General features: G+C 63.2%; 22 protein-coding genes. 19 read left to right on the top strand and 3 right to left on the bottom strand.

Going from position 1 to position 24,373, the window contains the following annotated elements; all coding sequences use genetic code 11:
* Positions 1 to 35: 35 nt before the first annotated feature.
* The 13 genes from HNO82_RS14290 to HNO82_RS14230 all read left to right on the top strand — a co-directional run bounded on the left by HNO82_RS14290 (position 36) and on the right by HNO82_RS14230 (position 14,390).
* A complete protein-coding gene (locus HNO82_RS14290) occupies positions 36 to 1,415 on the top strand; it encodes a UDP-glucose dehydrogenase family protein (protein ID WP_008331549.1) in 1,380 nt (459 codons plus the stop codon).
* A gap of 37 nt (positions 1,416 to 1,452) precedes the next feature.
* Positions 1,453 to 2,388, top strand: a complete 936-nt coding sequence (gene rfaE1, locus HNO82_RS14285; protein ID WP_008331548.1) for a D-glycero-beta-D-manno-heptose-7-phosphate kinase — start codon at positions 1,453 to 1,455, stop codon at positions 2,386 to 2,388.
* Positions 2,389 to 2,521: 133 nt separating this feature from the next.
* Positions 2,522 to 2,965, top strand: a complete 444-nt coding sequence (locus tag HNO82_RS14280) for a ComEA family DNA-binding protein (protein WP_175344180.1) — start codon at positions 2,522 to 2,524, stop codon at positions 2,963 to 2,965.
* Between the two features lie 192 nt (positions 2,966 to 3,157).
* Complete coding sequence (locus HNO82_RS14275) at positions 3,158 to 4,129, top strand: GGDEF domain-containing protein (protein ID WP_175344179.1); 972 nt, start codon at positions 3,158 to 3,160, stop codon at positions 4,127 to 4,129.
* Between the two features lie 97 nt (positions 4,130 to 4,226).
* Positions 4,227 to 6,377 carry a DNA polymerase III subunit gamma/tau gene (locus tag HNO82_RS14270; RefSeq protein ID WP_175344178.1) on the top strand — a complete coding sequence of 717 codons (2,151 nt, stop codon included), beginning with the start codon at positions 4,227 to 4,229 and terminating at the stop codon, positions 6,375 to 6,377.
* An 82-nt stretch (positions 6,378 to 6,459) separates the two neighbouring features.
* Positions 6,460 to 6,786 carry a YbaB/EbfC family nucleoid-associated protein gene (locus HNO82_RS14265; RefSeq protein ID WP_008331542.1) on the top strand — a complete coding sequence of 109 codons (327 nt, stop codon included), beginning with the start codon at positions 6,460 to 6,462 and terminating at the stop codon, positions 6,784 to 6,786.
* Between the two features lie 99 nt (positions 6,787 to 6,885).
* Positions 6,886 to 7,188: a YciI family protein gene (locus tag HNO82_RS14260; protein WP_008331540.1), complete on the top strand. Its 303-nt coding sequence runs from the start codon at positions 6,886 to 6,888 to the stop codon at positions 7,186 to 7,188.
* Positions 7,185 to 7,781, top strand: a complete 597-nt coding sequence (gene recR, locus HNO82_RS14255) for a recombination mediator RecR (protein WP_008331539.1) — start codon at positions 7,185 to 7,187, stop codon at positions 7,779 to 7,781. Before HNO82_RS14260 ends, recR begins: the two co-directional genes overlap by 4 nt.
* Positions 7,782 to 8,140: 359 nt before the next feature.
* Positions 8,141 to 9,388 (top strand): CaiB/BaiF CoA transferase family protein, encoded by a 1,248-nt coding sequence (locus tag HNO82_RS14250; RefSeq protein ID WP_175344177.1) that lies wholly within the window; start codon positions 8,141 to 8,143, stop codon positions 9,386 to 9,388.
* A 103-nt stretch (positions 9,389 to 9,491) separates the two neighbouring features.
* Positions 9,492 to 10,529, top strand: coding sequence for an ABC transporter substrate-binding protein (locus HNO82_RS14245; RefSeq protein WP_008331535.1), 1,038 nt, complete (start codon positions 9,492 to 9,494; stop codon positions 10,527 to 10,529).
* Positions 10,530 to 10,654: 125 nt separating this feature from the next.
* Entirely contained in the window at positions 10,655 to 11,464 is an 810-nt protein-coding gene (locus HNO82_RS14240; protein ID WP_175344176.1) for an ABC transporter ATP-binding protein, read from the top strand.
* Positions 11,465 to 11,500: 36 nt separating this feature from the next.
* A complete protein-coding gene (locus tag HNO82_RS14235; protein WP_175344175.1) occupies positions 11,501 to 12,352 on the top strand; it encodes an ABC transporter permease in 852 nt (283 codons plus the stop codon).
* A gap of 283 nt (positions 12,353 to 12,635) precedes the next feature.
* Complete coding sequence (locus tag HNO82_RS14230) at positions 12,636 to 14,390, top strand: methyl-accepting chemotaxis protein (protein WP_175344174.1); 1,755 nt, start codon at positions 12,636 to 12,638, stop codon at positions 14,388 to 14,390.
* 162 nt (positions 14,391 to 14,552) lie between these two features.
* Here the strand turns inward: HNO82_RS14230 and mctP are convergent, their stop codons facing one another.
* Together mctP and HNO82_RS14220 are read right to left on the bottom strand one after the other, a co-directional pair.
* Positions 14,553 to 16,049 (bottom strand): monocarboxylate uptake permease MctP, encoded by a 1,497-nt coding sequence (mctP, locus tag HNO82_RS14225; RefSeq protein ID WP_175344173.1) that lies wholly within the window; start codon positions 16,047 to 16,049, stop codon positions 14,553 to 14,555.
* A complete protein-coding gene (locus tag HNO82_RS14220) occupies positions 16,049 to 16,228 on the bottom strand; it encodes a DUF3311 domain-containing protein (RefSeq protein ID WP_175344172.1) in 180 nt (59 codons plus the stop codon). Before HNO82_RS14220 ends, mctP begins: the two co-directional genes overlap by 1 nt.
* Before the next feature lie 114 nt (positions 16,229 to 16,342).
* Between HNO82_RS14220 and HNO82_RS14215 the strand changes: the two genes are divergently transcribed.
* The 3 genes from HNO82_RS14215 to HNO82_RS14205 all read left to right on the top strand — a co-directional run bounded on the left by HNO82_RS14215 (position 16,343) and on the right by HNO82_RS14205 (position 18,492).
* Entirely contained in the window at positions 16,343 to 16,498 is a 156-nt protein-coding gene (locus HNO82_RS14215; protein WP_175344171.1) for a hypothetical protein, read from the top strand.
* Between the two features lie 65 nt (positions 16,499 to 16,563).
* Positions 16,564 to 17,421, top strand: coding sequence for an NAD-dependent protein deacetylase (locus tag HNO82_RS14210; RefSeq protein WP_175344170.1), 858 nt, complete (start codon positions 16,564 to 16,566; stop codon positions 17,419 to 17,421).
* 33 nt (positions 17,422 to 17,454) lie between these two features.
* A complete protein-coding gene (locus tag HNO82_RS14205) occupies positions 17,455 to 18,492 on the top strand; it encodes an Lnb N-terminal periplasmic domain-containing protein (RefSeq protein WP_175344169.1) in 1,038 nt (345 codons plus the stop codon).
* Between the two features lie 143 nt (positions 18,493 to 18,635).
* On the opposite strand, the gene HNO82_RS14200 is transcribed toward HNO82_RS14205, so the two are convergent.
* The gene (locus HNO82_RS14200; RefSeq protein WP_249777012.1) at positions 18,636 to 19,973 is read right to left on the bottom strand and encodes a fimbrial protein; all 1,338 of its coding nucleotides are present in this window, start codon (positions 19,971 to 19,973) and stop codon (positions 18,636 to 18,638) included.
* Between the two features lie 383 nt (positions 19,974 to 20,356).
* Between HNO82_RS14200 and HNO82_RS14195 the strand changes: the two genes are divergently transcribed.
* The 3 genes from HNO82_RS14195 (at position 20,357) to HNO82_RS14185 (ending at position 24,337) form a co-directional block, all read left to right on the top strand.
* Positions 20,357 to 20,884 carry a fimbrial protein gene (locus HNO82_RS14195; protein ID WP_008331518.1) on the top strand — a complete coding sequence of 176 codons (528 nt, stop codon included), beginning with the start codon at positions 20,357 to 20,359 and terminating at the stop codon, positions 20,882 to 20,884.
* 125 nt (positions 20,885 to 21,009) lie between these two features.
* Positions 21,010 to 21,714 carry a fimbrial biogenesis chaperone gene (locus HNO82_RS14190; protein WP_175344167.1) on the top strand — a complete coding sequence of 235 codons (705 nt, stop codon included), beginning with the start codon at positions 21,010 to 21,012 and terminating at the stop codon, positions 21,712 to 21,714.
* A gap of 10 nt (positions 21,715 to 21,724) precedes the next feature.
* Positions 21,725 to 24,337: a fimbria/pilus outer membrane usher protein gene (locus HNO82_RS14185; RefSeq protein ID WP_175344166.1), complete on the top strand. Its 2,613-nt coding sequence runs from the start codon at positions 21,725 to 21,727 to the stop codon at positions 24,335 to 24,337.
* Positions 24,338 to 24,373 lie beyond the last annotated feature (36 nt).

Raw genomic sequence — 24,373 nt, 5'->3', positions numbered from 1 at the left:
GCCCTTGCGGGCTGTACTTGAACTTAGGAACCAACATGAAAATCACCATCATCGGCACCGGCTACGTAGGCCTGGTGACCGGCGCCTGTCTGGCCGAACTGGGTAACGACGTATTCTGCCTGGATGTCGACCAGCGCAAGGTCGACATTCTCAACAACGGTGGCATTCCCATCCACGAACCCGGGCTGGAAGAAGTGGTGGCGCGCAACCGCGCGGCTGGCCGCCTGCAGTTCTCCACCGACGTGGCCGCCAGCGTGGCCCATGGGGACATCCAGTTCATCGCCGTAGGCACCCCGCCTGATGAAGACGGTTCGGCCGACCTGCAATATGTGCTGGCGGCGGCCCGTAATATCGGCCGTCACATGCAGGGCTTCAAGGTGGTGGTGGACAAGTCCACCGTGCCGGTCGGTACGGCCGACCGCGTCACGGCAGCGATCAGGGAAGAACTGGCCGCACGCGACCAGACCGAGCTGCATTTTTCGGTCGTCTCCAATCCGGAATTCCTGAAGGAAGGTGCTGCTGTCGAAGACTTCATGCGCCCTGACCGCATCGTCATCGGCCATGATCAGACCGCCGATGGCCTGCGCGCCCAGGCCCTGATGAAGAAGCTCTACGCCCCCTTCAACCGCAACCATGAACGCACCTACTGGATGGACGTGCGTTCGGCCGAGTTCACCAAGTACGCCGCCAACGCCATGCTGGCCACGCGCATTTCCTTCATGAACGAACTGGCCAACCTGGCTGATCGTGTCGGTGCCGATATCGAATCGGTGCGCCACGGCATCGGCTCCGATCCGCGCATCGGCCACAGCTTCCTGTATGCCGGCTGCGGCTATGGCGGCTCCTGCTTCCCCAAGGATGTGCAGGCCCTGGAACGTACCGCGCGTGATTACGACCAGTCGCTGCTGATCCTGCGCGCCGTGGAGCAGGTCAACGACCTGCAGAAGCACGTGCTGGGCAAGAAGGTAGTGACGCGCTTTGGCCAGGACCTGTCCGGCAAGCACTTCGCCATCTGGGGCCTGGCCTTCAAGCCCAACACGGATGACATGCGTGAAGCCTCCTCGCGCGTGCTGATCGGTGAACTGGTGCGCCGTGGCGCCAGCGTGGCGGTCTACGATCCGGTGGCCATGAAGGAAGCCGCCCGCGTACTGGAACTGGACTTTGCCGAGGAGAGCGCCGGCCTGCAGCGCATCCGCTTTGCCTCTTCGCCGATGGACGCGCTGCAAGGCGCCGATGCCCTGGCCATCGTCACGGAATGGAAGGCCTTCCGCAGCCCCGATTTCGAACGCGTCAAGGCAGCGCTGAACCATCCGGTGATCTTCGACGGGCGCAACCTGTTCGATCCGCAGCTCATGGCCGACAGTGGCATCGAGTACTACGGCATCGGCCGTTCACTGCAAGCGCGCGTGCAATAAGCCCCCGCGCAACCTGGATAGGAAGGTAGAGCACATCGTGGACAAGAACATCGCGACCGCCTGGGATGCGGCCCGCATCCTCATCGTTGGCGACGTCATGCTGGACCGTTACTGGTTCGGGGAAGTCAATCGCATCTCGCCCGAAGCCCCGGTCCCGGTGGTGCGCGTCGAACGCAAGGAAGAGCGCCTGGGCGGCGCCGCCAACGTCGCCCGCAATACCGCCAGCCTGGGTGCGCAGACGGCGCTGCTGGGCGTGACCGGCGACGATGAACCGGCTCGCGTGATGGACAGCATGCTGGGCGAGATGGGCATCCGCAGCCATCTCAACCGCGACCCCAGCATCTCCACCATCGTCAAGCTGCGCGTGATCGGTCGCCAGCAGCAACTGGTGCGCATCGATTTCGAGGAAGCCCCGACCGATACGGTGTTGCGCGACAAGCTCACGCAATTCAATTCACTGGTGGCTGACTACGATGTGATCATTTTTTCCGATTATGCCAAGGGCGGTCTGGTCAACGTGGCTGAGATGATCGCCACCGCCCGGAAGCTGGGCAAGCGCATCCTGGTCGATCCCAAGGGCGATGATTTCGCGCGCTATGCGGGGGCCTCCGTGCTCACGCCCAACAAGTCGGAACTGGTGCGTATCGTCGGCCAGTGGAAGAACGAGGAAGAGCTCACTGCACGCGCCCAGAAGCTGCGCGCCGAACTCGATCTCGAAGCCCTGCTGCTGACCCGTTCGGAAGAAGGCATGAGCCTCTATCGCGATGGTGAAGTCACGCACTTCCCGACCATGGCGCGTGAGGTGTATGACGTCTCCGGTGCCGGCGATACCGTCATCGGCACCCTGGCCGTGATGCTGGGTGCGGGCGCTTCGCTGGTCGATGCGGTGACCATGGCCAATCGCGCCGGCGGCATCGTGGTCGGCAAGCTGGGCACGGCCACCGTCACGCGCGAGGAATTGCTCGCAGCCTGATTTGAGGGCGATTTCTAGCGCAATTTCGGTCAACAGGCTGGTGCGGTTTTCGTTGAGCAAGGGCAGTCCACCTTCGGGTGGGCTGCCCTTTGTTTTTCCTCCAACCGAAGCTTGCAAGTCGAAAGGAAACATCATGTTGAAGAAAACCCTGTTGTTCATCCTCAGCTTCCTCGTCGCCACCGCCCTGGCCTGGGCCGAGGTGGACGTCAACAAGGCCGACCAGGCCGCGCTGGACGGCGTACGCGGAATCGGACCTTCCATGTCCAAACGCATCCTGGAAGAGCGCCAGAAAGGCGGCGCCTTCAAGGACTGGGCCGACCTGGAACAGCGCGTCAAGGGCATCAAGGACAAGGCGGCCGTGAAGCTGTCCGCCAACGGACTGACGGTCAACGGGCAGGCCAAGGCGGGGGCGGCTGCAACGGCACCCAAGGACGGCAGGCAAGGCAAGTCCTCACGGGCTGAGAACAAGGCCGGAGAGGGCGCTGGCCGGTCCGGCAAGTCCGACGACAAGGCAGCAGAAAAAATGACGGACAAGCCCGCCGACAAGGCTCCTGAAAAGGCAGCAGCAGGCAAGTAAGCGCGGTGGCAGGCCGGGGAGCGGGGAGCCTGTCATTCGTGCTCGACAAGGATGCAGCGGCTGACAGCAAAAGCCGACAAGCGGTGGTGCAATTGTGAAAAACTAATTCTTGTTTCTCCAAAAATTTGGGGTTAAAGTCATTCGCAGCCTGTCGTTAACAGCGGCAACCACGTCCATTCTGCGCTGATGACCATGAGAATCGCCGAGCTACCCGCCAATGAAGCCGCCCGTATCGACGCCCTGCATTCGCTGCGTATCCTCGATACCCCGCGCGAAGAACGATTCGACCGTCTGACCCGCCTGGCGCGGCGGTTGTTCGATGTGCCGATGGCAGTGGTGACGATGATCGATGTCCATCGCCAGTGGTTCAAGTCCTGTGTCGGCATGGGAGATGCCACCGAGACCTCGCGCGACGTTTCCTTCTGCGCCCATGCCATCCTGCATGAAGGCCTGACCATCGTGCCTGATGCCCGGCTCGATCCGCGCTTCGCCGACAATCCGCAGGTCACCGGCGAACCTTTCATCCGTTTCTATGCGGGATGCCCCATCAAGAGCGAGAGCGGTTTCACCCTCGGTACGCTGTGCCTGGTCGATACCCGGCCGCGCGCTTTCGAGGCCGATGAGCAGGCCTTGCTCAAGGATCTGGCGGCCATGGTGGAGCAGGAGCTGGCCACCGTGAAACTGGCCACCATCGACGAGCTGACCGGCGTATCCAACCGGCGCGGTTTCGAGTCGCTGGCGCGGCATGCCATGGCCACCGGCAAGCGCACCGGCCGGCCAGCCTGCATGCTGGGATTCGACCTCAATCATTTCAAGCAGATCAATGATCGCTTCGGTCACGCCGAAGGCGACCTGGCGCTGGCCGATTTTGCCGGGCTGCTGCTGACCAGTCTGCGCGAGTCCGATGTCATCGGTCGCCTGGGCGGGGATGAATTCGCGGTCTTCCTGACCAATACCGCGCAGTCCGACGTCCCGGTGGTGCTGGAGCATCTGCAGGGGGCCCTGCAAGTCTTCAACCAGAGCGCTGGGCGCCAGTATCAGCTCGATTATTGCGTGGGCGTGGTGCAATATGATCCGCAGCAACACGCCGACCTGGCAGCGCTCCTGCACAGCGCCGATCTGGCCATGTATGCGCAGAAGAAGGCGCGTCGCGCGCCGGCCTGATGCCGGGGTAGGGCGGCAGCGTGCAGGCAAAGGCGTTGGCGGCGGCGAAATAGCTTAAAATGCCCCCCTGAGCCAAAAAGCCCACGGCAGCCACTCCATGTCTTATCAAGTTCTCGCCCGCAAATACCGTCCCCGCAGCTTCGACACCCTGGTCGGCCAGGAACACGTCGTGCGCGCGCTGACGCACGCGCTCGAACAGCAGCGGCTGCACCACGCCTATCTCTTCACTGGCACCCGTGGCGTGGGCAAGACCACGCTCTCGCGCATCCTGGCCAAGTCGCTCAATTGCGTCGGTCCCGACGGCAGCGGCGGCATCACCGCTGCGCCCTGCGGCGTGTGCGAGGCCTGCGTGGCCATCGATGCCGGCCGCTTCGTCGACTACATCGAGATGGACGCCGCCTCCAACCGCGGTGTGGACGAGATGGCGCAGTTGCTGGAACAGGCCATCTATGCTCCCTCGAACGCGCGCTTCAAGGTCTACATGATCGACGAAGTGCACATGCTCACCAACCACGCCTTCAACGCCATGCTGAAGACGCTGGAAGAGCCGCCCGAGCACATCAAGTTCATCCTGGCCACCACCGATCCGCAGAAGATTCCCGTGACCGTGCTGTCGCGCTGCCTGCAGTTCAACCTCAAGCAGATGCCACCGGGCCACATCATTGGCCACCTCGACAACATCCTGAACCAGGAAGGCATCGAATTCGATCCGCCCGCGCTGCGCCTGCTGGCGCAAGGCGCATCCGGTTCCATGCGCGATGCCCTCTCGCTGACCGACCAGGCCATCGCCTATGCCGCCGGCAAGGTCACGCTGGAAGCCGTGCAGGGCATGCTGGGTGCGCTCGACCAGTCCTACCTGATCCGCATCCTCGATGCCCTGGCGCTCCAGGACGGCGCCGCGCTGCTGGCTGTGGCCGATGACATGGCCACCCGCAGCCTGTCCTACAACGCCGCCCTGCAGGATCTGGGCACGCTGCTGCATCAGATCGCGCTGGCCCAGGCCGTGCCGGCCGCGTTGGCCGATGACCTGCCCAATCGTGAAGATATTCTGCGCCTGTCCGGCCAGTTCAGTGCGGAGCATGTGCAGTTGTTCTACCAGATCGCCGTCCATGGCCGCAATGAACTGGGGTTGGCCCCTGACGAATATGCAGGTTTCAGCATGACCCTGCTGCGTATGCTGGCCTTCCGTCCGGTCAGTGCCAGCGCACCGCTTCCGCCCGCGCCCGGTGGCGGCCGTGCGGCCGCGCCGCGCCAGGCCGCACCCCTGCTGGCGCCGCAGGCCGCCGTGACGAGCGCACCGGTCAATCGTGCGCAACCGCAGGCTGCCGCTGCGCCGACTCCGGCACCAGCACCTGCACCAAGCCAGACGCCGCCGCCGGTATCGGCGCCTGCGGCAACGCCTGCTGCCGCCACTGCTGCGCCGGCTGCACCGACCTCGGCACGCGAGGCGGCGCTCATGGCCCTGCGCGGCGGCAAGGGCGGCAAGGCGGCTGCCCGTCCGGCAGCGCCTGCACCGTCGACGGCACCCGTCCCCTCGGTTGCCCCCGTAGCAGTTGCCAGTGCGCCAGCGCCGACCGCCCCAGCCGTGGCGCCGTCGCAGGCGGGCCGTGCTGCGCAGTCGATCCCGCCGGACATGCCCGAGCCACCACCCTTCGACGCCATCCCCCCCTGGGAAGACGATACCGGTTCGTCCGCCATGCCGCCCGCGGTGCCGATGCCCGGCTTTGCCGAAGAAAGAATGGATACTGCGCCTGCTCCTGCCACCTCCGCAGCGGCACCCGCAGAACCTCCCGCGCCCCAGCGTCCGGCCGCCACTCCCGCGCAGCAGCAGGAAACCGCACGCATTGCCGCCGAACTGGGCTGGGATGGCCACTGGCCGACGCTGGCGGCCAGTCTCACCGCGCTGCGCGGCGTGGCACACCAGATGGCCTTCCAGAGCGAACTGGTGCGTTGCGAGGCGCTCAATGGCGGCAACGTCTGCTTCCACCTGCGTATCCCGCTGGAAACCCTGCGTTCCTCGGGCAGCATCGAAAAACTGGTCGCGGCCCTGTCTGAGCGTTTTGGCAAGGAAATCCGTGTCGAGACCGAGATCGGCGCCGTGGCCGATACCGCCAATGCCGTGGCCGAGGCCGAACGTGCCGAGCGCCAGCGCAAGGCCGAACAGAAGATGAAGAGCGATCCCTTCGTGATGAGCATGATGCGCGAGTTCGGCGCGTCCATCGTGCCGGGGTCGATCCAGGCGTTGTGAGGCATGGACGGCGAGGCAAGGATTGCCGACCGTCTGCCCAAACGCGATAGAATTCCGTGAATTGAAACAAGGAGCAATGAGCATGATGAAAGGTCAACTGGCAGGTCTGATGAAGCAAGCACAGGCCATGCAGGACAACATGAAGAAGGCCCAGGAACAGCTGGCCAGCATCGAAGTCGAGGGCCAGTCCGGCGCCGGCCTGGTGAAGGTCGTGATGACCTGCAAGAACGACGTCAAGCGCGTCTCCATCGACCCGTCGCTGCTGGCTGACGACAAGGACATGCTGGAAGACCTGGTCGCCGCCGCCTTCAACGATGCCGTGCGCAAGGCCGAAGCCACCGCCCAGGAAAAGATGTCGGGCGTCACCGCCGGCATGCCGCTGCCCCCGGGCTTCAAGATGCCGTTCTGATGCGCTCCTCTGCCCGGTGGCCAGTGCCGCCGGGCGCAGGCAGCATCGCGCGGGACAGTCTGATTCTGATGGAATGCAGGATTGCTTAGTGGAGGCACCATGTTCATCGTCTCGATCACATACACCAGGCCGGCAAGCGAAATCGATTCCTTGCTGACTGCGCACAAGAAATTCCTCAACCAGCAATATGCCGAGGGCGTATTCCTGATGTCCGGCCGCAAGGTGCCGCGTACCGGCGGCATCATCATTGCCGACTGTGCCGACCGTGCCGAGATCGAAGCCATCATGGAATCCGATCCCTTCTTCATCGGTGGCGTGGCCGAATACGAGATCATCGAATTCGTCCCCTCCATGACGGCAGAGGCGCTGGAAGCCTTCCGCTATTCCGTAGACCGCAATTGAAAACGCCCTCCAGTCTCACCCTCCTGACCGAATCGCTGCGCCGGCTTCCCGGCATCGGCCCCAAGACCGCGCAGCGCATGGCCTACCACCTGCTGCAGCACGATCGCGACGCTGCCGCCGACCTGAGCCAGTCGCTGGCCAAGGCGCTCGATACCATCCGTCATTGCGCGCTGTGCAATACCTTCACCGAACAGGTCGTCTGCGAAACCTGCCAGGACAGCCAGCGCGACCACACTCAGCTGTGCGTGGTGGAATCGCCCTCGGACCAGGTCATGATCGAGCAGACGCTGACCTTCAAGGGCTTGTACTTCGTACTCATGGGCCGACTCTCGCCGCTGGACGGGATCGGGCCGCGCGACATCCATCTCGAAAAACTCATCACCCGTGCCACCGATGGCGTGGTCAGCGAAGTCGTACTGGCCACCAATTTCACCAACGAGGGGGAAGCCACCGCCCACTACATCAGCGAAACCCTCAAGGCCCGCGGCCTGAAGGTCAGTCGCCTGGCGCGGGGTGTACCGGTCGGCGGTGAACTGGAATACGTGGACGCCGGCACCATCGCCCGCGCCATGCTGGATCGCCGTACTACCTGAGCGGCAGGCGACGGCCCATGCTCGTCCGCTGCGTACCTGATGCCCGGGAGATCGTTTTCAGATGAAAAACTTGCAGGCATGACGTCGCCAATGACGGTCAAAATGCGCGACATTGCGCGCATGCTGCAATAGAATGTTGGCTGCCGGCGCGCACGTATGACGTCAGGCCAGGAGCTGCAAGGTGTTGATCAACCCGCACACCGTGCCGTGCTCTTGCCCGCCGCGCAGCATCACCCGAATCCACTGCATTCCAGGACACCGGCCATACCCCCACAAGAGCCGGATCCCGCAGCATCGACAGAGAGGAGAACATCGGAACGCCCGCAGGCCGCTTCTGCCAGGCATCCGGTGCAAGCACGATGAGCACAGCCACATCCAAGCCCGGTCCGCTGGCCGGCATCAAGGTACTCGAACTGGGCACGCTGATTGCGGGGCCCTTCTGCTCGCGCATGCTGGCCGAGTTCGGTGCCGAGGTCATCAAGATCGAAGCTCCCGGCAATGGGGATCCCTTGCGTCAGTGGCGCGTGCTCAAGGACGGCACCTCGCTGTGGTGGTCGGTCCAGGCGCGCAACAAGAAGAGCATCACCCTGAACATGAAGGATGAGCGCGCCCAGGAGATCGCCCGCAAGCTCGCCCTGGACGCCGATGTCATCATCGAGAACTATCGGCCCGGCGTACTGGAGAAATGGAAGCTCGGCTACGACGACCTCAGGCAGCTGAACCCGGCCACCATCATGGTGCGCCTGTCCGGCTACGGTCAGACCGGTCCGCTGCGCGACCTGCCGGGCTTCGGTGCCATCGGTGAATCGATGGGCGGCATCCGCTACGTGTCCGGTCATCCGGACCGTCCGCCGGTGCGCATCGGCATTTCCATCGGCGACTCCATCGCAGCGCTGCACGGCGTGATCGGTGCCATGATGGCGCTGCGTCATCGCGATGTCACCGGTGGTCGCTGGAACGGCAAGTCCGGCGCCCAGTGCGTGGCAGGGCAGGGGCAAATGGTGGATGTTGCCCTGTATGAAGCCGTCTTCAACATGATGGAATCGATGGTGCCCGAATTCGATTTCGCCGGTGTGGTGCGTGAACGGACGGGCGGCGCTCTGCCGGGCATCGTGCCGTCCAACACCTATACGACGGGCGATGGCATGAACATCGTCATCGCCGGCAACGGTGACGCCATCTTCAAGCGCCTGATGGTCGCCATCGGCCGCCACGACATGGCCAGCGATGCCGGCCTGGCGCGCAACGATGGCCGGGTGCCGCGCACCGAGGAAATCGATGCCGCCATCCAGCAGTGGTGCGACACGCAGACCATCGATGGCGCCCTGGCCACGCTGCAGGCCGCCGATGTGCCGGTCGGCAAGATCTATTCGGTCAAGGACATGATGAACGATGCGCAATTCCTGGCGCGCGAGATGTTCGAGCAGCACCAGTTCGCCGACGGTACGCCGGTCAAGCTGCCGGGCATCACGCCCAAGATGTCCGAGACGCCCGGCCAGACCAGATGGCTGGGGCCGGAGCTGGGTGCCCACAGCGATGAAATCCTGCAATCGCTGGGGTATGATGAGGCCCACATCAAGAAGCTGCGGGACGAAGGCGTTCTCTGAAGCGGCATGACAAAGGCAGACTCCCTCCACGGGGTCGCCGGTAACAAGCGGTACAACAAGCTGTACAACAAGCAGTACCCCATCCACACAAGGAGGAGACATAATGAAATTGAGCTGGAAGCAATTGCTGATCGCCGCTGGCCTGTTCCTGGCCGGCTACTTTTCATTCAACGGCAGCGCCGGTGCGCAGGCACTGGAAAAACCCAAGGTCTCCATTGCCGTGGGCGGCAAGAACCTGTTTTATTATCTGCCCCTGACCATCGCCGAGCAGCTCGGCTATTTCAAGGATGAGGGTCTGCAGGTCGAGATCTCCGACTTCGCCGGTGGTGCCAAGGCACTGCAGGCCATGATCGGCGGCAGTGCCGACGTGGTCTCGGGCGCTTATGAGCACACCATCAACATGCAGGCCAAGAACCAGCCCATCACGGCCTTCGTGCTGCAGGGCCGCGCTCCGCAGATCGTGCTGGCGGTCAACAACAAGACCATGCCCAACTACAAGACCGTGGCTGACCTCAAGGGCAAGAAGATCGGCGTCACCGCCCCCGGCTCCTCCACCAGCATCATGGCCAGCTACGTGCTGGCCAAGGCGGGCCTGAAGCCCTCCGATGTTTCCTTCATCGGCGTGGGCGCCTCAGCCGGTGCCATTTCGGCCATCCGCTCGGGGCAGATCGATGCGATCGCCAACCTCGATCCGGTGATTTCCATGCTCGAGCAGCACAACGAGATCAAGACCATCGCCGACACCCGCACCCTGAAGGATACCAATGACGTCTTCGGTGGCCCGATGCCTGCTGCGACCCTGTATGCACCGGCCGCCTTCATCCAGAAGTATCCCAACACCACGCAAGCCCTGACCAATGCCATGGTGCGCGCGCTGAAGTGGATCCAGAAGGCCGGCCCTTCCGACATCATCAAGGCCGTCCCGGAAAGCTATCTGCTGGGTGACCGCGCGCTCTACATCGACGCCTTCATGAAGGTGCGCCAGGCCATCTCGCCGGACGGCTACTTCCCGCCGGGCGGCCCGGACACGGCGCTGCGTACCCTGAAGGCTTTCGAGCCCTCGCTGGCCGACAAGCAGATCGACCTGTCCAAGACCTTCACCAATTCCTTCGTGCAGAAAGCCAACGCCAAGTACAAGTAAGCGCAGCGCTCCCGGCCTGTGCGACTGCAGCGCAAATGCCCGGCAACGGGCATTTGCACATCTGGGGCCGGGGCCTGCCAGTTCCCTACGTATCCTCCAACGGGGCCGCAGCGGCCCGCATTGCCATGACGCCAGCACTCCAGTTCGACAATATCACCTGCACCTTCGTCTCCAAGGACGACCGTTCCCAGCGCTACACCGCCGTGGCCAATACCGATCTTTCGATTGCACCGGGTGAATTCGTCTCCGTGGTCGGCCCGACCGGCTGCGGCAAGTCCACCCTGCTCAATGTCGGGGCCGGTCTGCTGCAACCCTCGTCGGGCAGCGTCAAGGTCTTCGGTGAAGAACTCAAGGGCATCAACCGTCGCGCCGGCTACATGTTCCAGGCCGAGGCGCTGATGCCCTGGCGCAGCGCGCTGCAGAACGTGATTGCCGGCCTGCAGTATCGCGGCCATGATGAAAAGGCGGCCCAGGAACTGGGCCAGCAATGGCTGTCCCGCGTGGGCCTGCAAGGCTTCGGCGACCGCTATCCGCACCAGCTCTCGGGCGGCATGCGCAAGCGTGTGGCGCTGGCGCAGACGCTCATCCTCGACCCCGACATCATCCTCATGGACGAGCCCTTTTCAGCCCTGGACATTCAGACCCGCCAGCTGATGGAAAACGAAGTGCTGGACCTGTGGAACGCCAAGAAGAAAGCCGTGCTCTTCATCACCCACGACCTCGATGAAGCCATCGCCATGTCCGACCGCGTCATCGTGCTGGCGGCCGGCCCCGGTACGCACCCCATCGGCGAATTCCGCATCGACCTGCCGCGTCCGCGCGACGTGGCCGAGATTCGCATGCACCCGCGCTTCGTCGAACTGCACCAGCAGATCTGGGATGTGCTGCGCGATGAAGTCCTCAAGGGTTATCAACAACAGAAGCGCGCAGCCTAAGCCGGGCGAAAAAGATCAGGGAAGAGAATCAGCATCATGTGGAAATTATTGAAACCGAATCACAAGAACATTCGTTTCTGGCAACTGATGGTACTGGCCATCGTGCTGCTGGTCTGGCACGTGGCCACGCGCAATCCTCAGACCGCCTTCTTCTTCGGCGAACCGCTGAAGGTGGCACAGCGCATCTGGGAGTGGTTCACCGTGGGCAGTGGCTCGCTGGAAGTAGGTATTGGCGACACGACCTTCTTCACGCTCAACTTCCCGGCGGAGATTTATTCACACCTGTTGATCACCCTCACCGAAACCGTGCTGGCCTTCATCATCGGCACCGTCTTCGGTCTGGCCATCGGCCTGTGGCTGGCGCTCTCGCCGACCGCCTCGGCCATTCTCGATCCCTATGTGAAGGCGGCCAATTCCATGCCGCGCGTGATCCTGGCGCCGATCTTTGCGATGTGGTTCGGCCTGGGCATCTGGTCCAAGGTGGCGCTGGCGGTGACGCTGGTGTTCTTCATCGTCTTCTTCAACGTCTATCAAGGCGTCAAGGAAGTCAGCCCGGTGGTGCTGGCCAATGCCCGCATGCTGGGCGCCAATGCGCGCCAGCTGCTGCGCACGGTCTATCTGCCTTCGGCCACCTCGTGGGTGTTCTCCAGCCTGCACACCTCCATCGGCCTGGCCTTCGTCGGTGCGGTGGTGGGTGAGTACCTGGGCTCGGCGCGCGGCGTCGGCTACCTGATCCTGCAGGCCGAAGGGACCTTCGATATCAACACCGTCTTTGCCGGCATCGTCGTGCTGACCATCTTTGCCCTGGTGCTGGACCTGGCGGTGGGCGTCATCGAAAAGCGGCTCATGAAGTGGCAGCCCAAGAGCGGTGAGACCGAGAAACTCTGAGTCGATGGCTTGAGGGGGCGGTGTTGGGGCGATATGAAGCTCCACGCGCCGGACCCGGCGCAAAAGGGCAGCGGTAGGCGATACCGCTGCCCTTTTTCTTTGATGTAGTGACGTTTTGTGTCCAAAACCTGGGGGAATTGCGGCACTTGCCGGCAAGAGGGACTGGCTGGGCCGCCTGTTCAAGATCGAAGAAAAATGGGGGGTTTACACCCCTCTTTCGCTCATTGCCCCTTCGTCCGGATGGCTAGGATGGTGATCCGCTGCCACTTGACCGGAGTTTCCCGTGACTATTGCCAGAAAGCTCTACGCGATGATTGCCATCGCCATTGTCGGAATGCTGCTGTTGGCTGGTGTCGGTACTTACCAGATTGATCGCGTCAATACGGCGGCCAGCTATTCAACCATCAATACCGTCCCCAGCATCCTTGAACTCGACCGAGCGGTTGATGCGGTGTACACCATCCAGCTCTCGCTCAGGAAGTACATTTCGGCGCCCAATCCTGCGCTCCGCCAGGAAGCCGAAAAAAGCATGGTGGCCGCCCGTGCCAGCCTGGACAAGGTGTTCGCGACCTATGAGAAGGAAGACCTCACCGATGCCACTGACGGTGATCTGCTCAAGGAAGTACGCAAGCGCGTTGCCGCATACGAGGACCTGCGTACCAAGTTGATCGCACAGGCGCTGACAGATCAGGCAGCAGCGCTCGCTGGCCTGGAGTCGAGCCAGCCAGTTGCCGATGCAATGATGAGCGCGCTTGAGGAACACAAGAAATACAACGTGAAACTCGGTCAAACGGCTGCCCAGACTGCCTCCGACACCAAGAACCAGGCCACTGCCGTTGCGCTGATCATCAGTGCCCTGATGGCCGTGGTGATCGGCTGCATCGGGGTATTGCTGGCAAGGAATATCGGGAACTCGCTCAGAATGGCCGTCTCGACCGCCGAGGCTGTCGCCCAGGGCGATCTGACGCTGCGCATCAGTACCGCTTCCAACGATGAAATCGGTCAGCTCCAGCGGGCGTTGGGGAGCATGGTCTCCAATCTGTCCAACGTGGTCACGGAGGTCCGTGCCAGCGTCAATACCATCGCCGTTGCCTCAGGGGAAATCGCCGCCGGCAACATCGACCTCTCTTCGCGTACCGAACAGCAGGCAGGTTCCCTGGAGGAAACCGCCTCTGCCATGGAAGAGCTGACCTCCACCGTCAAGCAGAATGCCGACAACGCCCGCCAGGCCAACCAGATGGCCGACGCGGCCTCCCATGTGGCGACAGAGGGAGGGCAAGTCGTCGGACACGTGGTCACCACCATGGTGGACATCAACGAAGCCTCTCGCAAAATCGTCGACATCATCAGCGTCATCGATGGCATCGCGTTCCAGACCAACATCCTGGCCTTAAATGCCGCCGTGGAAGCTGCCCGTGCCGGCGAGCAAGGGCGCGGCTTTGCCGTGGTCGCCTCGGAGGTCCGCACATTGGCCCAGCGTTCGGCAGCAGCGGCCAAGGAAATCAAGGAGCTGATCGACAACACCGTGGCCAAGGTGGATGAAGGCAGCAGACTGGTGGAGCAGGCTGGATCGACCATGGAGCAGGTGGTTTCCAGCGTGAAGCGTGTCACCGATGTGGTCAGCGAGATTACGGCGGCAAGCAGTGAACAGAGCGATGGTATCGGCCAGGTCAATCAGGCCATCACGCTCATGGATGAGGCGACTCAGCAGAACGCGGCGCTGGTTGAAGAAGCTGCAGCCGCCTCCAAATCGCTGCAGGACCAAGCCGATCGTCTGGCGGGCGCAGTCGCCTTCTTCAGGGTGGAGTCCGCGGATCGCGGCCCGCTTGAACCATCCCGCAATACCTCTGCAAAACCGCGGGCCATGGAGGCGGGAAAGGCACCGGCAGGTCCTGCTCACCGAGAGCCCAAGGAAAGAATGATCGCCACATCCCCGAGTCCGAAAGCCAAGCCCAGGATGTCCGAGACCCCGGCCTTGGGTAGCGCGAAGACCGAGAAGGCGACGAAAGAGGGGGCTGCGGATTGGGAGGAGTTCTGATCCGGCAGGTCTGCCCTCGGTTTGAAGAAGGAAAAAAAATGCTCCTCGATGAGGAGCATTTTTTACGCCGGTCGTTGCAACTTTCGGGATAACGCCGGCGCTGGCCTGCGACAGGCCGATGTGCAGAGACATCGCACCCGAAGGTAGCGATGTCTCTTTGCATCAACGCTTCAATGCAGGCTGCGAGCCCTTGCCCAGGATCAGGTTGGCAATGACGGCGACCACCACGTTCAGGGCCAGCGCAATGATGCCGGTGTAGAGCGTATAGGTCTGGCCGCTGACGATGAAGCTGTGCACCGGCTTGATGCCGTCGGCGAAGGCCAGCCAGCTGCCGCCGATGATGCCCACGGCCCAGCCGCACAGCAGCGCGCGGGCACCGAACCAGCTCACGAAGAGCCCGAAGACCAGCGCCGGGAAGGTTTGCAGGATCCACACGCCGCCCAGCAATTGCAGGTCCAGCGCGAACTTGGTCGGCAGGAACAGGATGAACACCAGCGCACCGAACTTGACCACCAGCGACACCACCTTGGCCACCTTGGCTTCACCTTCGTGGCTGATGCCAGGATTGACGTAGGGCTTCCAGAAGTTGCGGGTGAAGAGGTTGGAGGCACCGATGGACATCACCGCCGCTGGCACCAACGCACCGATGGCGATAGCGGCAAAGGCGAAGCCCGCAAACCAGCTCGGGAAGAGGCCATTGAACAGCGCCGGCACGACGTCGTTGTTGGCCTGCACCTTGATGCCAGCCGCGTAGGCCATGTAGCCCAGCAGCGCGATCAGTCCCAGCAGCACCGTATAAGCCGGCAGGAAGACGGCGTTCTTGCGGATGGTATTGGCATCCTTGGCCGCGAAGATGCCGGTCAGGGTATGCGGATACATGAAGGCCGCCAGTGCCGAGCCCAATGCCAGCGAGGCGAAGGGCAGGAACTGCGTGGGCTTCAAGGTCAGGCCGGTGGCACCACCCTTGAGCGCAAAGGCCTCGCGTGCCGAGTTGAACACCGCGCCATAGCCACCCAGCTTGGCCGGTACCACCACCACCGCCACCAGCACCACGATGTAGATCATGATGTCCTTGACGAAGGCGATGAGCGCCGGAGCCCGCAGGCCGGCCGAGTAGGTGTACAGCGCCAGGATCACGAAGGCCGCCAGCAGCGGCAGTTCACCACTCAGGCCCAGGGCCTTGATGACCACTTCCATACCGATGAGCTGCAAGGCAATGTAGGGCATGGTGGCGATCACACCGGTCAGTGCGATGGCGAACTCCAGGGGACGCGACTGATAGCGTCCCCACACCACATCGGCGGCCGTCACGTGGCCGGCCCTGTGGGCGGCATGCCACAGCTTGGGCATGATCACGAACACGATGGGATAGACCAGGATGGTATAGGGCAGGGCGAAGAAGCCATAGGCTCCCACCGCATAGACCAGTGCCGGCACTGCAATGACGGTATAGGCGGTATAGAAGTCGCCACCGACCAGGAACCAGGTGATCCAGGTCCCGAAGTTGCGGCCGCCCAGGCCCCACTCATCGAGATGGGCCCCCTTGTTGCTGCTACCGCCGGCCATCCATTTGGAGGCCAGAAAGCCCATCACGGTGACCAGGGCAAAGAAGAACAGGAAGACCCAGAGTGCGGTCCAGTGGATGTTGGACGCCTCCATTATTGGACTCCCTTCTTCAGGCCATCACGATAGACCAGCCAGATGATGAACGATGTCAGCGGCACCCACGCAAACTGGTACCAGTAGAAGAAGGGGAAGCCGAACAGGCTGGGCAATTCGGCGTTGTAGAAGGGGACCCAGAGCAGGCCGATGAAAGGCAGCAGAAGTAATAGCCGCATGATTGATGCTCCTCGAACTTTTGGCGGAAGAATTTTTATGTCGGCGCCGCCCGGCCTTGCGGGCCTGGGGCGCCTTGAAAGTTGCAGGCGAATTATAGGGAGAATCCGGCAAACGTGTTCGATCTCGGCCAGGTGAGCCGGCAGGATGAGCGGATCCAGGACAGTTCCGCGAACGCCGTTGGCGCGCTGCTCGCTTATCCGGCCCTGTTGACGACCTTGGGTGAACTGGCGCGGGCGTCGCCGGCGCACGGCCTGCAACCATACGCCTGAGCTCTGCAGGCTTGCGTGAATTCGCGTAGGCTGGCGGCTGTCCCGATTTTCCAGCGAGTTAGCCCATGAGCCCTAGCCTGTCCGTTGCCGAGGAGGCCGTCGATCTCCTGCCCGCGCTGGCGCAATTGCTCAAGAACCATCGTCAGGTGCTGGTCCTGACCGGCGCCGGCGTCAGCACGGCCTCCGGCATCCCCGATTATCGTGACGACAGTGGTGCGCGTCGTGGCCGCCTGCCCATACAAGGGGCCGAGTTTCGCCAGTCCGAAGCAGCCCGCAAGCGCTACTGGGCGCGCAGCATGCTGGGCTGGCCGCGCCTGGCACAGGCCACGCCCAATGCAGCGCATCGGGCGCTGGCGCGACTGCAGCAGGCCGGTTACCTCGGCAGCATCCTCACCCAGAATGTCGATGGCCTGCACCAGCGGGCGGGCAGCGGCGAGGTGACCGAACTGCACGGCAGCATCCATGCGGTACGCTGCCTGGGCTGCAGCACGGTCTATCCACGTGCCCAGATCCAGCAGGAGCTGCTGCGCGGCAATCCCGATTTCGTCCATCTGCAGGCCGAGGTCCTGCCCGATGGCGACGCCCGGCTGGAACCGGAGGCCGATGCCGCCTTTCATGTACCGACCTGCGCAGCCTGTGGTGGCATGCTGCAACCGGACGTGGTGTTCTTCGGTGATGGCGTACCGGCCGCACGCAGTGCAAAGGCCGAAGCGATGGCCCGGACCTGTGATGCCATGCTGGTGATAGGTTCTTCGCTGATGGTGTTGTCGGGCTTTCGCTTTGCGCGCATGGTGGCCGCTGCGGGCAAACCGGTGGTGGCAGTCAATCGCGGCATCACGCGCGCCGATGGATTGCTGGCCTTCAAGTTGCGCGAGGATGCCGACGCGGTCTTGCCGCGCCTGGCGAGTTTGCTGGGGGCCTGAGCGGCGCCTTGATCAAGCCGGGGATGGATGCCGATGGGGCTGGTACATGCTGTGATGATGATGGTGTTGGTCCTGCTCACGCTGGGCCTGGCGATATGGGGCGGGTTTGCGTTGTGGTTCCAGCTTGCGCGGGCCGCATGGCTGCGCATCGCGGCCATCGCACTGTGGAGTCTGCCGTCGGCTGCGACGCTGGCGCTGGTGGCTGGGATGCCGGGGCTGCCCGGCCTCCCGCTTTCCTTGCGCTGGGGGCCAGTGCTGTTGGTGCTGGCCGGTATCGCCATGGCGGGCTGGTGGAGCGGTATCCGCCCCAGTCATGAGCGCGACTGGGCTGACGATGTGGCGCGCATGCTGGTGTCGCAGGTGCGGGGCGATGTCGTCAAACTGGACAATGTGCGCAATTTCACCTGGCGCACTGAGAGCGACTACGACATCGTCTGGGAATCGCGCCAGGTTGATCTGTCGCAACTGGTCTCGGCCGATCTGCTGCTGTCCTACTGGATGGGGCCGGCCATTGCCCACACGCTGGTGTCCTTCGGTTTTGCCGATGGTCCGCCTCTGGTGTTCTCCCTGGAGATCCGGCGCGAACGCGGCGAGGCCTTCTCCGCCCTGGGCGGATTCTTCCGCAAGTTCGAGACCGTCATCGTTGCTGCCGATGAGCGCGACATCATCCTTACCCGCACCAACGCACGCGGTGAGGATGTGTATCTGTATCGTCTGCAATTGCGTCCGGATCAGTTGCGCAAGGTCTTCCTCGGTTATCTCGAACGCGCGGCGCAATTGTGCGAGCGCCCGCGTTTCTACAACACCCTCACCAGCAACTGCACCACCATCGTGTTCGAACTGGCACGCCGTCTCTCGCCCTCCCTGCCGCTGGACTATCGACTGCTGCTCTCCGGCTACTTTGCCGAGTATGTATTCGACCACGGTGTGCTGACGCCGGGCTACAGCTTCGCTCAATTGCACCAGGCCGGGCGTATCACCGAGCGCGCTTTACAAAGCGGCCTGCAGCAGGACTACAGCGAGCGCATCCGGCGGGGTGTGCCGGGCATCGCTCCTGCCCAGTGGCGTTGAAACGGGTTGTGCATGCGCAGCCCGATCTTCGCGCAGGTTACGGCAGCCTGGCCAGAGGCCGGGGCCAGCGCGGAAATACCTTGTTGCCGAATTGATGGAACTGAACCGGGCGAAGCCTCAGACGCCGCGTGCCCTGCGCACTTTTACTGCACCTTGACGATGACATAGGCGGTAGCAAACACCCGTCCTGCGGCCACGGTTTGTCCAGGCAGCTTTTGCAGCGTGGCCGTCAGCCGCTTCTCTACCGTGAATTGAGACACCGGCGTTGCCGGTGCCGGGGCGGGTGGCGGGCAGCGTGCTGCATTACCGGTATCGAGCCGATACCAACCGGCATTACGTCCGGCCGGCAAGGGGCTGGACATCCATTGTCCGGCCAGCGGCGAACTGAGGAACAGCATCGGCTGCTGGCCTTCGCTGTCGCTAAGGCTGATGCCCACTCCTCTGGCCAGCGAAGGATCAAGGCCGTAATTGTCGGAGAGCAGAAAACGGACCCCCTGGTCCTGATTGACATACCCCAGTTGCCGCGCTGCCGCCAGCGCGCCCGGCGAAACCTGGATACCGAAGGCGGTCTGGTTGTCGTCGGTGCCCGCTGCGCTCGGCGGTCTTGCATTGACCCCCTCGTCGCAGCGGAAGGCCAGCGTGAATTCCACCTGCCGTGTTTCGCCCCGTCTGAGTTCCTCTTCCGAGATCGTCGGAAAAACCACTTCCGGGGTTACGTTCTGGACCACGCATGACGGCAGCACGCTCAGGGTGGCCGCCTGGCGCATGCCGAAGGCGATGCCGTTGGCGGCACCGAAGAACAGGAAGCGCGTCGCGTGATCTTCGCCATCATCATCCATGTCCCCGCTGGCGCGGTTGTAGCCAGGGCCGCGCAGCATCAGATAGCCATTGGGCTGCAGGCATCGGTAGGGAACGGCGGCCTGTCGCGTGGTGTCCGGACGGTCGCCGCACCAGTTGCTGGTACCCGTCCCGGGACTGAGATCGGAGACGCGGGCAATCTCGGCCTTGATGGGGCTGAGATGTTTGGCGCGGATCAGAATCTTCTTGCGGGTTTCATCGATGTCATAGCTGTCCAGTCGGGCGGACTGGTAATAACGCGAAAGCACCTTGCCCGAACGCAGATGCGTAAGTCTGATCGCTACGCCGGGAAACCAGGTCCGGTAAAAGCCGGCGAGACCATCCTGTCTGCCAATCTCGGCAAAGCCGCCAACACGGTCATCGCCATTGGTGGAAAACACCTCCGAGATTTGTCCGGCATCGGCCAGGTCACAGGTCCACAGCAGCGTATCGCCGCTGATGCCTGAGGCCTCCGCCGCCGTGGCGACGGCACTGCCCAGCATGGTTCCGGCAGGCTGGAGCGCCGTGCTGGCGAGGTTGATGCGGCCGAACCAGAACTGCGACGAACCGCCATCGCTCAATGGCGTGAAGGGATACTCGATACGATTGTTGCGCTTGCAGAGTGCGTGGCTCGGGACCGACAACAGACACAGTACGAGCGCCGCGAGCAGCCACCGCACATGTCGCGACGGCCACCTGGGGTGAGATGCGCCAGGGCGGCAGCGATCGGATGGGCGAGCGGTCAAGGAAAGACTCCGGTGAGTACGTGGAAGCCACGCATGCTCGCGCACATGAACCGTCCGATCAATGGGCCTGCGCCTCACTGCGCATGGGCGTGCGCCCATTGACGACAGCGGGCGGCGCTTGGGATTTCGCCCATGTGCCAATCAGACTGGGCCAGGCATATCTTGGGGGTGTACCGATTCTTGCGCATCGCGGGCTTGCCTATGATGCGACTGGTGCCGGACACATAGCGGTTGGTGTCGGCACTCTTTGTGGATCAACCGAATTCTCCCAGGGGATAATCATGAAAAAGCATCTTGTAATTGCGCTGCTGGTCTCGCCGTCAGTGGTGCTGGCAGCAGGCAGTACCATCAATTTCCGTGGCCAGGTCAACAGCCAGACCTGTCAGGTGACGGTAGATGGCGCGGCCAATCCGGTCGTGTTGCTGCCCACCGTGGCCACGGGCGACCTGGCCGCGGCAGGCAGCTCGGCGGGCGAGACGCCCTTCGTGGTCAGTGTCAGTGGCTGCAAGGCATCGGCTACCGAAAAGCTCAAGATCAAAACGCAATTCCTGGCCAGCGCCGCCACCAGCGGCAACAACATTCCCAACCTGGGCAGTGCCAAGAACGTGGCACTGCAATTGCGTCAGAGCGTCGGCGGTGATCCGATCAAGCTGGTCGGTGGCAGTGGCGTGTCGGCCGAGGGACTGGAAATCGCCGCTGGCGGCACCAGTGCTTCGCACACCTTCGCCGTACGCTACATCGCCGAAGGCGGTGCTGCAGAGGCCGGCTCGGTGATCGGATCGGTGCAGTACGCCCTCGACTACTTCTGATGCGCCCATCCGGGTGCGGACTTCCATTTCCCGTTCGTATCACTTGCGTCGCTGCCAGGATGCTTCCTGGTAGCGCTTCTCCCGTTTTTCCGATGAAAAGAACAAGCCCGCTTGCAGGTCTGCTCATGCTGCTGGTCTTCATGTTGAGCGCCGATGCCAGTGCCAGTGTGACCATGTTGGGCACACGCGTCGTCTATCCGGCCGATGCCGGCGAACAGATCCTGCGCTTCAGCAATCCCGACGATCACCCCAATCTGGTACAGCTCTGGCTGGATGATGGTCACGCCGCCCGACCCGATGGGCTGGCCTCTCCCTTCCTCGTCATTCCGCCGGTATTTCGGGTCGAGCCGCATGGGGGCCAGGTAGTGCGACTGTCCTATGTGGGGGATGCGCTGCCGCAGGACCGGGAGTCGCTGTTCTTTCTCAACTTCCTCCAGGTGCCGGCGCTGAAGGCCGCTTCGGTCAATGACAATCAACTGGTGCTCACCGTACGCAGCCGCATGAAAGTCTTCTATCGTCCGGCGGCATTGGCCGCCGAGGCCGATGCCGCGCGGGCACCGGATGCACTGTCCTTTGCCATTGAGCTCGGCGATGGCGCGGCCAGCATGGTCGTGCGCAATGCCAGTGGCTATCATCTGATGGTGCAACAGGCTGATCTGCTGCTGGGCGACCAGAGGCAGGTGCTGGCCAGGACCACCGTGATCCAGCCTTTCCAGGAATTGCGCTGGTCGCTGGAGCGCATGCCGGCCGACCTGGCCGGTATGCGCATGCAGCTGCGTCTGCTCAACGATGTCGGGGTGGAAGTGCAACGCGACTATCCCGTGCGTTGAGGAGGCGACGGTGAGAACGCATTGCTCGCCCCTGCGGCGCGTGGCCGTCTCGGCCTTGTCGCTCGGGACTGCCATGGTTGCCTGGCCGGCCGCTACGGCGGCGCAGCCGGAGAGCGACTATCGCTTTCTGGAGGCGCTGGAGATGGCCTCGCCCATCAACAAGGGCAGCCTGTCGCGTTTCAACCGGGTGGGTAATGTCGAGCCCGGTATCTACAGCGTGGATGTGTATGTCAATGGCAGCTTCAGCCATCGCCGTTCGCTGCGCTTTGATCTGGTGGAAGGACTGGGCGCGGCGGCCTGTTTCAAGGCCGAGGATGCCGTCCTGCTCGATCTGCGGCAGGATCTGATCGCCAAGCTGGGTCCACGCGAATGCGCCCGCATCGACGAGTTGGCCACCGGCGCGCAGGCCGTGTTCGATCTCTCCCGCCTGCGGCTGGACGTCAGTCTGCCGCAGTCGCAACGCAATCACGTGGCGCGCGGCTATGTCGATCCGGCGCTCTACGATGCCGGTGAAAGCATGGGCTTCCTCAACTACAGCATCAGCCAGTATTACGCCCATACCGCCCAGGGCAGCAGCAGTTCGCTCTACGGTTTCACCAACAGCGGCATCAATCTCGGCTTGTGGCGGCTGCGCCAGCAAGGCAGCCTGGGTTATGACAGCCGCAACGGACTGCGCTGGAATCCGGTACGCACCTATGCCAGGCGTGCATTGCCGCACTGGACCAGCGAACTGACGGTGGGAGAGAGCTATACCTCCGGCAAGCTGCTCTCGGGGCTGGCCTATCAGGGGGTTGAACTGAGTACGGATGAGCGCATGCTGCCCGATTCGTTGCGCGGCTATGCGCCGGTCATTCGCGGCAGTGCCCGCAGCAATGCCCAGGTCATCGTCAGCCAGAAGGGACGCGATATCTACCGCACCACGGTCGCGCCGGGCAGTTTCGTGATCGATGATCTGTATCCGACCAGCTACAACGGGGATCTCGATGTCACGGTGATCGAGGCCGATGGCACGCGTTCGCACTTCAGCGTGCCGTATTCGGCCTTGCCGGAATCGATGCGGCCCGGCAGTTCCCGTTACAGCATCACGCTGGGACGAACGCGCGATACCGATACCAGCCTGCCTTTCGTCGATGCCCTGTACCAGCGCGGCGTGAGCAACAGCATGACAGGCAGCCTGGGGGTGCGGGCCGCACCGGCCTATCAGTCGGTAGTGTTGGGGAGTACTCTGGCCGGCAAGCTGGGCGCAGCGGGATTGACGCTGAATTATTCACATGCCGATACCGGCGGCGGTGCGCGCGGCGGCTGGATGATGGGTCTGTCCTATTCGCGGGCCTTCGATGCCACCGGCACGCAGTTCTCGATTGCCAGTTATCGCTACTCGACCTCGGGTTACCGGGAACTGGTCGATGTGATCAGCGAGCGCCAGGCGCGACGTACCGGGTTTTCATCGCTGGCCAGCTCCAACAGCTACCAGCAGCACTCGCGCGTGGATCTTTCGCTGAGCCAGCAATTGGGCAGTATGGCTTCCCTCTATCTCTCCGGCCTGACCCAGACCTTCCATCATGACCGCAGCCGCATCACGCAATTGCAGTTCGGTTATTCGACCCTGTGGCGCAATGGTGTGAGTCTGAACCTGGCCTTCCAGCGGCAGCAGGTCAGCCGTGTCGCGCGCAACCCGGATGACTTGCAAGGGAGGCCGGCCGCGCTGGCGCAAGCGGGCTCCTCGTTGATGCTCTCGCTGTCGATCCCGCTGGGTAGTCCGGGCGGGGAGCGGCCGATATTGAGTACCTCCATGGTCAGGGCACAGCAGCAGGATCTTTATCAGACGCAGGTCTCCGGCATGCTGGCCGGCCAGCGCCATCTCAGCTACAGCGCGGGCGCCAGCCATATGCCGGGCGGCCAGCAGGACAGCCTCAACGGCAACATCGGAGTGCGTTTGCCCAAGGCCAACCTCAATGTCAACCTGGCGCGCGGGCGGGACTACTGGCAGGCCGCCGGCAATGTGCGCGGTGCCCTGGCGGTACATGCGGGTGGCATTACCCTGGGTCCCTACCTGGGCGACACCTTTGCCCTGGTCGAGGCCAAGGGAGCAGAAGGTGCGCGCCTCTTCAATGGTCAGGGTGCCGTGATCGACAGCCATGGCTACGCATTGCTGCCTTCCCTCTCGCCCTATCATCGCAATGTGGTCGAGCTGGCGGCCAGTAGCAAGAGTCACAAGACCGAACTGCTGGAAAGCCAGCGTACGGTGATTCCCTATGCCGGTGCCACCCTGAAGCTCAGCTTCAGGACACGCACCGGCCATGCCCTGTTGATCCGCCTGCACCGCGATGACGCCATCCCGCTGCCCATGGGCGCCGACGTGCTCGACGCGCAGGGCAGTGTAATCGGCATGGTGGGTCAGGGCAGCCAGGCCTATCTGCGTACCGACCAGTTGCAGGGGGAGTTGTTGGTGCGTTGGGGCGATGGTCAGCAGGAACGTTGTACGGCCCGCTATGACCTGCAAGCTCAGGACCTGGAGCAGGCGCTGATCCGGCTGCAGGCCGCCTGTACCGCTGCACCGCGCCGGGCTGAATTCCTGCCGGCGCAAGCTGTGCCGCCGGGCGCGACGGGGGCCGCGCAATGAGTCGCTGTGCGATGCCTGGGTTGGCGCGGTGCCTGC

It is taken from the genome of Herbaspirillum sp. C9C3 (genome assembly GCF_013359625.1).
Taxonomy (GTDB): Bacteria; Pseudomonadota; Gammaproteobacteria; order Burkholderiales; family Burkholderiaceae_D; genus Herbaspirillum.
The sequence above is the reverse complement of the archived record's forward strand: the minus strand, read 5'-3'. Positions and strand labels throughout refer to the sequence as shown.

What these genes read in the sequence shown, in the direction of transcription:
- HNO82_RS14290 (WP_008331549.1), top strand. Translation starts at nt 36, where the DNA reads ATGAAAATCACCATCATCGGCACCGGCTACGTAGGCCTGGTGACCGGC.
- HNO82_RS14280 (WP_175344180.1), top strand. Translation starts at nt 2,522, where the DNA reads ATGTTGAAGAAAACCCTGTTGTTCATCCTCAGCTTCCTCGTCGCCACC.
- HNO82_RS14275 (WP_175344179.1), top strand. Translation starts at nt 3,158, where the DNA reads ATGAGAATCGCCGAGCTACCCGCCAATGAAGCCGCCCGTATCGACGCC.
- HNO82_RS14270 (WP_175344178.1), top strand. Translation starts at nt 4,227, where the DNA reads ATGTCTTATCAAGTTCTCGCCCGCAAATACCGTCCCCGCAGCTTCGAC.
- HNO82_RS14265 (WP_008331542.1), top strand. Translation starts at nt 6,460, where the DNA reads ATGATGAAAGGTCAACTGGCAGGTCTGATGAAGCAAGCACAGGCCATG.
- HNO82_RS14260 (WP_008331540.1), top strand. Translation starts at nt 6,886, where the DNA reads ATGTTCATCGTCTCGATCACATACACCAGGCCGGCAAGCGAAATCGAT.
- HNO82_RS14250 (WP_175344177.1), top strand. Translation starts at nt 8,141, where the DNA reads ATGAGCACAGCCACATCCAAGCCCGGTCCGCTGGCCGGCATCAAGGTA.
- HNO82_RS14245 (WP_008331535.1), top strand. Translation starts at nt 9,492, where the DNA reads ATGAAATTGAGCTGGAAGCAATTGCTGATCGCCGCTGGCCTGTTCCTG.
- HNO82_RS14240 (WP_175344176.1), top strand. Translation starts at nt 10,655, where the DNA reads ATGACGCCAGCACTCCAGTTCGACAATATCACCTGCACCTTCGTCTCC.
- HNO82_RS14235 (WP_175344175.1), top strand. Translation starts at nt 11,501, where the DNA reads ATGTGGAAATTATTGAAACCGAATCACAAGAACATTCGTTTCTGGCAA.
- mctP (WP_175344173.1), bottom strand. Translation starts at nt 16,049, where the DNA reads ATGGAGGCGTCCAACATCCACTGGACCGCACTCTGGGTCTTCCTGTTC.
- HNO82_RS14220 (WP_175344172.1), bottom strand. Translation starts at nt 16,228, where the DNA reads ATGCGGCTATTACTTCTGCTGCCTTTCATCGGCCTGCTCTGGGTCCCC.
- HNO82_RS14210 (WP_175344170.1), top strand. Translation starts at nt 16,564, where the DNA reads ATGAGCCCTAGCCTGTCCGTTGCCGAGGAGGCCGTCGATCTCCTGCCC.
- HNO82_RS14205 (WP_175344169.1), top strand. Translation starts at nt 17,455, where the DNA reads ATGGGGCTGGTACATGCTGTGATGATGATGGTGTTGGTCCTGCTCACG.
- HNO82_RS14195 (WP_008331518.1), top strand. Translation starts at nt 20,357, where the DNA reads ATGAAAAAGCATCTTGTAATTGCGCTGCTGGTCTCGCCGTCAGTGGTG.
- HNO82_RS14190 (WP_175344167.1), top strand. Translation starts at nt 21,010, where the DNA reads ATGCTGCTGGTCTTCATGTTGAGCGCCGATGCCAGTGCCAGTGTGACC.